10 protein-coding genes and 3 tRNA genes (1 of these 13 running past the window's edge) are annotated in these 10,925 nt (G+C 36.0%); all 13 read right to left on the bottom strand.

Going from position 1 to position 10,925, the window contains the following annotated elements:
- Positions 1-331: 331 nt before the first annotated feature.
- Positions 332-760: a gamma-glutamylcyclotransferase gene (locus ACLRVU_RS11375; protein WP_412891953.1), complete on the bottom strand. Its 429-nt coding sequence runs from the start codon at positions 758-760 to the stop codon at positions 332-334.
- A complete protein-coding gene (gene pcp, locus ACLRVU_RS11370; RefSeq protein WP_412891952.1) occupies positions 760-1,401 on the bottom strand; it encodes a pyroglutamyl-peptidase I in 642 nt (213 codons plus the stop codon). Before pcp ends, ACLRVU_RS11375 begins: the two co-directional genes overlap by 1 nt.
- A 13-nt stretch (positions 1,402-1,414) precedes the next feature.
- On the bottom strand, positions 1,415-2,344 hold the full coding sequence (locus tag ACLRVU_RS11365; RefSeq protein WP_412891951.1) for a DUF979 domain-containing protein: 930 nt from the start codon (positions 2,342-2,344) through the stop codon (positions 1,415-1,417).
- 1 nt (position 2,345) lies between these two features.
- Complete coding sequence (locus ACLRVU_RS11360; RefSeq protein ID WP_412891950.1) at positions 2,346-3,029, bottom strand: DUF969 domain-containing protein; 684 nt, start codon at positions 3,027-3,029, stop codon at positions 2,346-2,348.
- A gap of 117 nt (positions 3,030-3,146) precedes the next feature.
- A complete protein-coding gene (locus tag ACLRVU_RS11355) occupies positions 3,147-4,151 on the bottom strand; it encodes a PTS sugar transporter subunit IIC (protein ID WP_412891949.1) in 1,005 nt (334 codons plus the stop codon).
- Positions 4,152-4,228: 77 nt separating this feature from the next.
- The gene (gene trpA / locus ACLRVU_RS11350; RefSeq protein WP_412891948.1) at positions 4,229-4,993 is read right to left on the bottom strand and encodes a tryptophan synthase subunit alpha; all 765 of its coding nucleotides are present in this window, start codon (positions 4,991-4,993) and stop codon (positions 4,229-4,231) included.
- The gene (gene trpB, locus ACLRVU_RS11345) at positions 4,986-6,170 is read right to left on the bottom strand and encodes a tryptophan synthase subunit beta (RefSeq protein WP_412891947.1); all 1,185 of its coding nucleotides are present in this window, start codon (positions 6,168-6,170) and stop codon (positions 4,986-4,988) included. The genes trpA and trpB overlap by 8 nt, the downstream gene beginning before the upstream one ends.
- A gap of 675 nt (positions 6,171-6,845) precedes the next feature.
- Positions 6,846-7,616 carry an ABC transporter ATP-binding protein gene (locus tag ACLRVU_RS11340; protein ID WP_412891946.1) on the bottom strand — a complete coding sequence of 257 codons (771 nt, stop codon included), beginning with the start codon at positions 7,614-7,616 and terminating at the stop codon, positions 6,846-6,848.
- Positions 7,616-9,043 carry a hypothetical protein gene (locus ACLRVU_RS11335; RefSeq protein WP_412891945.1) on the bottom strand — a complete coding sequence of 476 codons (1,428 nt, stop codon included), beginning with the start codon at positions 9,041-9,043 and terminating at the stop codon, positions 7,616-7,618. The genes ACLRVU_RS11340 and ACLRVU_RS11335 overlap by 1 nt, the downstream gene beginning before the upstream one ends.
- Before the next feature lie 189 nt (positions 9,044-9,232).
- Positions 9,233-10,600, bottom strand: coding sequence for an MATE family efflux transporter (locus ACLRVU_RS11330; RefSeq protein WP_412891944.1), 1,368 nt, complete (start codon positions 10,598-10,600; stop codon positions 9,233-9,235).
- A gap of 61 nt (positions 10,601-10,661) precedes the next feature.
- A tRNA-Ala gene (locus tag ACLRVU_RS11325) sits at positions 10,662-10,737 on the bottom strand.
- Between the two features lie 15 nt (positions 10,738-10,752).
- A tRNA-Ile gene (locus tag ACLRVU_RS11320) sits at positions 10,753-10,829 on the bottom strand.
- A 42-nt stretch (positions 10,830-10,871) separates the two neighbouring features.
- Positions 10,872-10,925: transfer RNA gene (locus ACLRVU_RS11315), tRNA-Ile, on the bottom strand (it continues 123 nt past the right edge of the window).

Raw genomic sequence — 10,925 nt, 5'->3', positions numbered from 1 at the left:
CGATCTCCTCTTTCAACATTCCTATATACTTGATAACTGTCAATTATCCTTTATTAAAATAATTCTTGAAACAACTATTTTAATCAATGACATAATACTACAAATATTGCACAAATGCAACTATTCTATTTAATCCCTTTGATTATTTTATTTTGTCTAATTAAGAATGTTTTTTCGTTTATACATCACGGTTTCATCACAATAAATAAAACTTTTTACACTTTAAATAGATTAGTATCTATAGTTACTTCTCATGTATAATACTCATTATCAGTGATATTTAACCGTGTATCTTCGCTAAATTGTAAAAAGGCAGACTTTATATTAAAGTCTACCATTTATACGTTAATTCTCGATAACGAACATAATCCCCATCTTCAATTTCTTTATCTAATCGCTCTCTCTGCTCCGGCTTCTTTAAATTATAAACATAAACCGGTAAATGTTCTATAATTGTTTTCTGGTCAATATCATAAATCGGCATAATCAACCGATCATATTCATTATTAATATTCTCCTCTTCGTAATAGCGTTCTAATATATCCAGCAGTTTCATATCGACCGTTTCATCCAACTCTAAGATTTCTCCTAATACCATTTTATCCCCTTCATCTAACAGCGCCGGATACTCTACTCTCAGTAATGAATACAATGTTCCTTTGATATATGCCCTCTGTATCACCTTACAATGTCCCGCTAAATATTTCTGGTAATTATACATTCCATATCGTAAACTTCCATATACAAAGATACGTCTCATTAATGTGTCGCCCCACCTGTCACTTTAATATCTTCAGGATATTGAATAATCGCCTCAATTGCCGCCTCTAAGGCTTTAACGATCATCTCTAGTGACATACTTGGCTTATCTTTTTTATCCACTACCTGTTCCGGTAAATATGGAATATGAATAAACCCGCTGCGTTTCCCCTTGTATTTAGTTTCAATCAGATGACGCACCCCATAGGTGACATGATTACAGACAAATGTTCCTGCCGTATTTGATATAGAAGCCGGAATCTTTACTTCTTGAATTTGACGCACCATTGCCTTAATCGGCAAATTGACAAAATACGCTGATGGCCCGTCTGGAAAGATAGGCTCATCAATGATCTGATTGCCCTCATTATCAGGAATACGGCAGTCATCCATATTGATCCCAACTCTTTCGACTGTAATATCACTTCTTCCACCAGCCTGACCCACAGATAAAATCACATCAGGATCGTCTTTCATTATTGCCTCATCAATAACTTTTAACGACTTGTGACATACGGTCGGTATTTCCAATTTAATAATCTCTGCATTTAATATTCTATCCGGCAATCTTTTTACAGATTCAATCGCTGGATTAATTTTTTCTCCGCCAAAGGGATCAAACCCTGTTACTAATATTTTCATCTTATCTTCCTTTCTAAAATGCCAGTGTCAGCATCAACACAACATGAATAATAATTAATATAATAGCCATCGGAATCTGAGCTTTAATCACTGTCCACTTATCTTTAGTTTCCAAAACAGCACAAGGCACGATATTAAAATTAGCTGCCATCGGCGTTAACAAAGTTCCGCAAAAGCCACTGGTCATTCCTAAAGTTGCTACCACAACCGGATCTCCACCCTGCATGATGACAAATGGAACCCCAATTCCTACCGTAATAACCGAAAAAGCCGCAAAGCCATTTCCCATGATCATTGTAAAAACAACCATCCCTAAACAATATAATAATACCCCAATCACGATGTTACCGGTAGGGAAAATACTTGAAATAATAGAAGCTATCACTTCCCCTACTCCTGCCTTTGTAAAAACTGCCCCCAAAGCCCCTAATAATTGTGGGAGCAAGCACGCCGCCCCAACCTGCATTAATAGCCGTGCTGTATCCTCTCTCGTTTCCTTGACTTTAGGCTTGCAAATAATAAAAGCTGAGATTAGTGAAACCAGACAAGCAACCCCAATCATTGTCGCTCCATCCAATGGTTTTCCATCAATCCGAACAAAAGACATCAGCAATGCCATAACACCAATCAAAGCCGCCGGAATAAAGATTTTATTTTTTACACGTTCACTTGCTTCTTTTTTCTTTGTCTCATCAATGTCTTCAAATTCTCCCATTCTCACCTGATTCGTCACCGTTAAAAGCCCCATAAGAATAAGCAGTACTCCTGTCATCACATAAGGTATAATTTTACCAAAAATAAAGATTATTCCTAATATCAGCCAAAATAGGAATGTACCATATTTAGCCTTCGAATTCTTTAATGCTCGAACTGCCGCATTAATACTCACTAACCCACACAAACTATAAAAGATCTCCGGTGCCCATTGCAATAGCTGTGCCATATTATCCTTTCTCCTTTATAATACTTTTCTTCAACCTTTTGTCATAGAGCCAAACCTGTATAAAAGTAAGCAGCACTGTAATGACAGCAATTGGAATAGCCGCTGCAGCAATCGACTGCAGTGTCACTTCATAACCAAGTTCCACCATTGTTCCTTGAATCAAAACAACTCCGCTGGCAGCCGGAAAACAGTTTTGAGCAAAGAAGTTACCGTAGTTTTCTACCGCAGCCGATATTCCTTTTAAATGGTCCTCTTGCTTTTCGGTTAACCCATCTCCTTTAGAACTCTCTGCCGCTGCTTCCGACATTGGTAAGATTAAAGGACGAATAAATTGAACATGTCCGCCAATACGAATATTTAAAGCAGAAGCGATTGACCGTATCACCATATATAAGGATAGGATTTTACCTGCAGATGCATTTTTGATACGTCCAATCAGTTTTCCTGCACGTTCTTTTAACCCATATCTTTCAATAATCGCAATGACTGGAAAAATAATTAAAAAAATTGACATTAGGCGATTATTAACAAAGGACTGTCCCAATATTGTTAAGATGTCATAGAAGTTTATTCCCGCTACAAACCCAGTGACAATACCGGCAGTTAAAACAACAGCTAAAACATCAAATTTTAAAGTAAAGCCGACGACAATGATTGCAATTCCGATTAATTTCCAGTATTCCATAGATGACTCCTCTCATAATAAATAGGATATTTTCAAATTAGCTTGTTTCTTAAAAGGAAAAACATACGGATTTCATAAAAAAACTTATCAAATCTTTATTATTTGATAAGTTCCATGTTATTTTAAAATTTTTAAATCTCCATTCCTTAAATAATGTGCTTTTCTAAATAATTGATAAACCGCAAAATTAATAACAATAGGCAAAATAATATATGCCACTACCGGAAGTATCCAGTAACTGATTCCCATTTGTTCCACCGTTTCAATAACACCTAAAAATAGTGTGCCTCCAATCGCTACAGAGTGAATAGAGGTTGTGATTTGAAATAATGCCGCAGATACACAACCACAAACAATACTTGATACGATCGGCGGAATCAGAAGAATCGGGTGTTTAATCATATTCGTAAACTGAAGCATACCAGTGCCAAAGATAACCGCTAAACTGTCGCCGATATCATTATCCTGCAATGACATTAAGCCTAATCCTAACATGAAGGACATAACCCCCGCTAACGCCGCACCACAAGCAAGCGGTGATAATTGAAGGATAGAAGTAATCGCTACGATCGTGATTGGACTTGTAAACAGCAACCCAGCGACTACTGCAATCACAATTCCCATCAGCAGCGGATTCATGTTCACCATGTTATTAATGAATTGAACAACATAAGTTAAAAAAATCGATAAATAGGGAGTAATCAACGCATGTATAATTCCAGCAATAAATACGCTGGCTAAAGGTAAAAGAATTAAATCAAAAGGTGTCTTTCCTTCTAAAAAATTATTCACCCAAACCGTCACTAAAACACAGATATAGGCCATAAAAGGAGCCGCCACCTGTAAATCCCCGCTCATGCTTCCGAGCCCGACACAGCCTGCCATCATAGCACAAATCAATCCTAAATGACTTGTCCCACTTTTATAAGCAATACTGACGCCAATTGCCGGTCCCAGCAGACCGGGTAACAGCGCCCCCCATTGGCTTAATAAATTAAGATGTGTCCACATGCCTATTTGAGTTAATATATTCCCTAATATATATGTCATAAAAAACGCTATTGAAAATGCAGTTAAAGTCATAAAAATATAGGGTTCTTTAGAAAACATTTTTTTTGCCATAATGAAACCTCCTATTGGCATTTTACAACAAAAAAAGAAAGTAGCCTATCCTTTTTCGACACTTTCTTTCAAATTTTTCACTGGTGGATAATATTGCTTATTTCCTTGATGGTCTGACCCAGTTCCTCCAGTGTCATTGATGAGTCCAATAAACTAGGTATCGCCTTAATAATCACATTCTCCACCTTTATTCCATTTTCTAAATATTTCTCTTTTTTAAAATCAAACAGGTCTTCCTGATTCAGCATAATGATCTTGGGAATGGCTGTCTCTTTATTCAACATTTCTATAAATTGAGGAAGTTCCTTTAACCTTGCTGCACAATATAAATATCCATGTGCATTCTCCACTATTTTCATAATCCTTTCTAGCGGAGAAGGAGTCATTAAAGAGAGAATATAAATGTTATATTTTTGTGCACTTTTTATCACTTCATGTTGATGTTCAATAGGCAGATCACCAATGAAAATCCCATCAACCCCGCTGCTGTTTGCTTCACTAAAAAATTCACTGACACCATAACGAAAGATTTGATTATAGTAAACATTTAATATTAAAGGTATCGTTGTCATTTCACGGATTTCCTTGATAAACTGCATCGCCATTGGTGTTGTCATATGATGAGTCAGCGCTCTCACATTCGCTTTTTGAAGATCTTCACTCAGCGCAATTGGATCTGAAAACGGCAGTCCTAATTCAATGATGTCACAACTATTTCCTATCATTTGCCGAATAATTGCCAAGCTCATATCGTAATCCGGATCACCAATAACACTATAGCCGATCATTGCTGTTTTCTGCATTTTAATTAGAGTCTCAAATTGTTTATCAATTCTATTCATTAATCTCTACCCCCATAATATCCGCAATACTTTTCACATCTTTATCCCCACGACCACTAAGTGTCACCATAATGATCTTATCTTTTGAAAGCTGTGGTGCCAGTTTCATTGCATAAGCCAGTGCATGACTTGATTCAATAGCGGGAATAATTCCTTCCATCTTACTTAAATAATGGAACGCTTCCAGGGCTTCATCATCACGAATTGCTACATACTCAGCACGACAACATTCTTTTAAATAGGCATGTTCCGGTCCAATGCCGGGATAATCTAATCCAGCCGAAATAGAATATACAGACATGATCTGTCCTTCGTCATCTTGCAGAAATAAAGATTTCATTCCATGAAGCACCCCGATTGATCCTTTTGTCAATGTTGCTGCATGAAGAGAAGTATTTACTCCTTTTCCTGCCGCTTCGCATCCAATCAGCTTAACATTTGAATATGGCAGATATTCATAAAATGAGCCAATCGCATTTGAGCCGCCGCCCACACAGGCAAGCACATAATCCGGCAGTCTCCCTTCTTTCTGCATGCATTGCTGAAGTGATTCTTTGGAAATAATATGTTGAAAATCTCGCACGATCATTGGATAAGGATGCGGACCGGTAGCCGAACCTAACACATAAAAGGTATCCTGATAACAGTTTGCCCATGCCGCCATAGCCTCGTTGCAGGCATCTTTCAAAGTTCCGGTACCGCTTGTCACCGCCGTCACCTTTGCCCCCAGCAGCTGCATTTTAAAGACATTTAAAGATTGTCGTTGTGTATCCTCTATCCCCATAAAGATCTCACATTCCATATCAAATAAAGCGGCGGCAGTCGCCGTAGCAACCCCATGCTGTCCTGCGCCTGTTTCCGCTATGACTTTCTTTTTCCCCATATGTTTCGCTAACAAGATCTGTCCTAAAACATTGTTGATCTTATGCGCTCCAGTATGGTTTAAATCTTCTCTTTTCAAATAAATCTTAGCTCCGCCTAAACAATCACTCATCTTTTTAGCATAATATAATAAAGATGGTCTTCCAGCATACTCTTTCAAGTAAAAATCTAATTCCTCTTTAAATGCCTTATCCTCTTTTAATCGAAGATAACACTCTTCTAACTCATTTAATGCTCCCATTAATATTTCCGGTGCATACTGTCCGCCATACGATCCATAAAATCCTCTATTCATTGTTTTTCCTCTTTTCATTTATTCTTATACACGTGTCAAATATTGTATTATTTCCCAGAAAATAATGTTTTTCTAGCAAAAATACATTCTTATCTCCTTTATCCGATACACCACCGTTTTGTTTCCTTCATGTATAATTTCAAATAAAAATATGGGGTCCTATTTAAAATCATCTTTATCCCTCCTTATTTTTTGTATAAGCCGGAAATAAAAAATCTCCGTCCAATAATAGGACGAAGATCGATTCGCTATGCCACCCATATATAGAAAAACAGCTTATACAAACACCAACATGTTTGCTTCCTTTTAACGCCGGAACTGCGGCTCGGCTACTTTTAATTCACCTCGCTTCTATTAGGTCCATTCACGATCTGCTTCATATCAGTTTTCACCAGCCACTGATTCTCTACATTTCCACTAAAATCGCTACTTACTCCTAAATCATCGAATTTATTACTTGTCTAAAAGTATAGTCAGTCTTTTAGTATTTGTCAATATAAAAAACAAGCTAATCAATAAAATATACAATTATTAAAAAATATTGATTTACTACGATCAAAATTAAGAAAAGATCGATCCTATACTTTTAAGACAATATTATAAAATCAAGCATAAAAAGAAACAGTGTCTTAATAAAGCTTTCTCACTAATCTGCTTCTTAATATTTATCTTCTTTTATTTTCGGAAAAATTGGCTTATATAATCCCCTGCATTTAATTCCACTATTTTATTAAAGAATTCATACTGTGAAAGATCCCCGCAAACAATTTCATCATGAATCAATCCGTCATGAATATACAAAAGCTTCTTAGCATATGAAGCAATCATATTATCATGAGTCACTAAAATAATGGTGGTTCCATTATCATTTAATTGTGTTAACAACTGCATCAGTTCATGTGAACGTTTACTGTCCAATGCTCCTGTTGGTTCATCTGCCACCAGTAAATGCGGCTGTGTTATCAAGGCTCTTGCGATTGCTACACGCTGAACTTGTCCGCCTGAACATTGATTAATCTGATGGTTCATCAAATTTTCAATCCCTAACCCCTCTGCCAAAGCCATTACTTTTTTACGAATTTCAGCTTTCGGACATTTTTTCAATACCAGCGGTGTTGCGATATTATGATAGACATCCATATTGCTGATTAAAATACTGTTCTGAAAAATATAGCCAAGATTCTTATTTCTAAAATTAGCAAGTTCATGAGCAGACATGCGGGACACCTGCTCCCCTCGAATAAACAGCTTTCCCTTAGTTGCACGGTCTAAGGTGGATAAAATATTGATTAATGTACTTTTACCTGATCCACTTGGTCCCATAATCGCAACGAAATCCCCAGCATTAATTTGAAGTGAAATATCTTTCAGCGCTTCTGTTTCATTATCTCCGCCTTCGTTATATATCTTTTTAATATGTTCAGCCTTTAATATCGGTTCCCCCATTATTGAATCCTCCTAATTAAAATACGGTTATAATACTTGACTATTCCAACAGATACGAAAAAACTAACGATAATGATGATACTGATTAATAAGCATAATCCCCAAGTTGAATACATCATTTTTATTGTAAATATCATAATAGCAAATAAAGATAATCCGACACTTATCAAATAGTTAAAAAAATTGGCTCTATTGGAAATCTTCATCAGATCTTCTTTATTATACCCCAGTACATATAGAATCCTGTAATTGCTGATGCCATGTTGGATATCCAAATAATTCTTCAATAAAAGCAAGACCATTAATACAAATAATAAGACAATAAAAGAAAAACAGGCCAGTATTTCAACAAACAATGTTGCTCTCGTAGTCGCTTGAAAAATAAAGAAAGGCAAAGCAATATTCATAATGATGAGGATAATTTGATTGCTGTTAAGCCGATGCAATACTTCATGACAAACAACATAGCTGCAAGGGTCTTCATAAAGCTTTTGTTCTTCCAGTCTTTCAAAGATCTTATATATACTGGTCTTGATAAAACTAAAAATAGAAAAACCGATCACCAAAATCATGATGCAGCTTATGTAAACATTTTGAGAAAACATAATGACAACTAATCCGATAACATAAAACAAAAGCGGAAAAAAGGGTCTGTATTTTTCAAGCCGATCTTTTCTAACTTCCTTTATAGAAGGATTATCCATCAGTATTTTTTGAGTAGCTGCTTGATTAGCCTCTCTTTTCTTCTTCAATATTTCATTTAACTCCTGAGTGTTAGTAGCCTGCTGTATATCCTCACCACGCATCATACTCATTCCTACCCCCATCATTGAACCGGTAGTTGAGAAGCTTTTCTTGATTGAATCCTTCAGGCTGTTATTGCGCTTAATATCTACTTTATTAATAATTTCTGAAATCTCATTTTTATAAATAAACGCTACATTAATCATAACCATAATAATACATTTTGATATTTCGATTCCCACCATTTCGACTAAACCATCAAATGAATAGATTATGGTTCCTTCGATAGCTACAACGGTGCTGGCATATTGAATGATAAAATAAAACAATAATCTTCCAAGTATCATCGCTAAAGACATGGAAACAATAAGCATAATAAAATATTGGATTAATAAAAACATCCCTAATTTAAACAACGAGGCACCTGACAAAGACAGAAATACAATCTGACTTCTTTTCTCTTCAATATAAAACGTATTTAAATAAAATGTCATTACAAAAAGCAGCCCTATGACTAATAAACTCATAAAAGCAAACATTGTCCCCCCGTAATAAAGGACATCCGGATAATTAATGAGTTCAAAAAATACATATTCAATTGACGTTAGTAATACTAATATCAAAGAATAAGCAAGACTAAGTTTATAATTATTTTTTAAATCATTAAAAATAAACTGTAACATAATTTGCTTTCCTTTCTTTTAATACTGCGGATTTATTATATCATCAACCGTTTTCTTTGTAACCCCTTACTCAATTAAAAATGCGAATTATTAAAAATAAAATAGTTAATGTACCATTCTCCCCAAGAAGAATCAAAATAAATAATTATGCTGTAAAGTTTAAATAGAACCGTAAATAAAAAGAGGCAGTTAAGCCTCTACTTCCAACGTCATATTTCGTACCCAATGTCCTTTGCGATAGAAATAACTTGCGACAAAAAGTTTAAAAATATCCAGTGATTCAATAATCGCATATAAAGGAATTAATGGGATCGGTGTAAAAATAGATAATAAGGTTGAAAACAAAACCGAAGCTCCCCACAGGAAACCACTATCCATCATTAATGTAGAAGCTGCATCACCGCCTGCTCTTAATACAAAGAAGATACACACATTAATAACATAAAATGGGATCATGAGCGATTTTATACACAGCATTGTCGTAATTGCCTGGTTGATCTCCGGTTCTAAGTTGTAAATCTTCGGTATTAACCCAGAAAACGAAATCAGTATTGCACTGATCACTACTGCCACCATTGCGCCAAAGACTATTAATTTCAACGAATTTTCCCGTGCCTCTTCTAATTCGTTAGCCCCAAGTTTGTTTCCGATCATAATCGCTACCGCACTTGAAAGCCCACCAAAAATAATGAACGCAATATTCATGACGGTATCTACGACCGAAATTGCCGCCACTAAGAATTCATCCGTTCGTATATATGACTTAAAGATCATCGCATTTCCTAATGAAAACATGATTTCATTAATAGTTAAAGGCAATGCTTTGATCATAAGCCTTGAAATTAAATCCTTATTCAAATGAAACATACCGTTAATATCTAAGCAAAAATAATGTTTCCTTTTCAATAGTAGCATTAAATAAATAACCATCTCTACTAATCGGGCAATCAGTGTTGCGATCGCTGCGCCTTCAACCCCCATTGGCTTAAATCCAAAGTGTCCAAAGATTAATATATAATTTAAACAGGTATTCGTTGCTACCGTTAATATCCCAATCTTCAACTGAATCTTATTGATTCCTACAGAACGCAAAGCCATCATACAGGTCATTGAAACAGCATATGGTAAATAACTATACTTAATAAAGTTTAAATAAGATAGCCCGGAATCTACAATCGCCGGTGTTTTAGAGAACAGCTGCAGAATCTGCACCGGAATAAATATGACCATAAGAGTAAATAAAAGTCCTGAAAGCAGTGAGAACAGCATGTTTGCATCAAATACTTCCTGACATTTACGATGATCTTTTGCACCAAAATACTGGGCAATAAAAATTCCTGACGCTCCGCACAAACCAAATAAGGTAGAATTGAAGATCAGATAAAATTTGTTTGCGACAGTAACACTGGTCAAGGCTACCGATCCGACACTCCCAATCATAACATTGTCAATTAAATTGACAAAAGATGTAACAAATTGCTGTGCCATAATAGGCAAGGCAATCACAATAACTGACTTATAGAACGCTTTAGTTCCAAAAAATTTTTTAAAACGCATGTAACCCCTCCCAACACAAACGTATAAAAAAAATACTGTTGCCAGTATCTGTTATCTAAAATGGTGGAGCCTAGGAGGATCGAACTCCTGACCTCCTGCGTGCAAAGCAGGCGCTCTCCCAGCTGAGCTAAGGCCCCAAAAATATTTTAATATGGTGGGCCTGAATGGACTCGAACCATCGACCTCACGCTTATCAGGCGTGTGCTCTAACCAGCTGAGCTACAGGCCCAATATATGGGCAACACCATATTTATATTAGACAATCTATTAATGGTGGGCCTGAATGGACTCGAACCATCGACCTCACGCTTATCAGGCGTGTGCT

Source organism: Beduini sp. (genome assembly GCF_047239305.1).
Classification (GTDB): domain Bacteria; phylum Bacillota_I; class Bacilli_A; order Erysipelotrichales; family Coprobacillaceae; genus Beduini.
The sequence above is the reverse complement of the archived record's forward strand: the minus strand, read 5'-3'. Positions and strand labels throughout refer to the sequence as shown.

Excerpts from the sequence above, each read along its gene's own strand:
- ACLRVU_RS11375 (WP_412891953.1), bottom strand. The coding sequence starts at position 760 with ATGAGACGTATCTTTGTATATGGAAGTTTACGATATGGAATGTATAAT.
- pcp (WP_412891952.1), bottom strand. The coding sequence starts at position 1,401 with ATGAAAATATTAGTAACAGGGTTTGATCCCTTTGGCGGAGAAAAAATT.
- ACLRVU_RS11365 (WP_412891951.1), bottom strand. The coding sequence starts at position 2,344 with ATGGCACAGCTATTGCAATGGGCACCGGAGATCTTTTATAGTTTGTGT.
- ACLRVU_RS11360 (WP_412891950.1), bottom strand. The coding sequence starts at position 3,029 with ATGGAATACTGGAAATTAATCGGAATTGCAATCATTGTCGTCGGCTTT.
- ACLRVU_RS11355 (WP_412891949.1), bottom strand. The coding sequence starts at position 4,151 with ATGGCAAAAAAAATGTTTTCTAAAGAACCCTATATTTTTATGACTTTA.
- trpA (WP_412891948.1), bottom strand. The coding sequence starts at position 4,993 with ATGAATAGAATTGATAAACAATTTGAGACTCTAATTAAAATGCAGAAA.
- trpB (WP_412891947.1), bottom strand. The coding sequence starts at position 6,170 with ATGAATAGAGGATTTTATGGATCGTATGGCGGACAGTATGCACCGGAA.
- ACLRVU_RS11340 (WP_412891946.1), bottom strand. The coding sequence starts at position 7,616 with ATGGGGGAACCGATATTAAAGGCTGAACATATTAAAAAGATATATAAC.
- ACLRVU_RS11335 (WP_412891945.1), bottom strand. The coding sequence starts at position 9,043 with ATGTTACAGTTTATTTTTAATGATTTAAAAAATAATTATAAACTTAGT.
- ACLRVU_RS11330 (WP_412891944.1), bottom strand. The coding sequence starts at position 10,600 with ATGCGTTTTAAAAAATTTTTTGGAACTAAAGCGTTCTATAAGTCAGTT.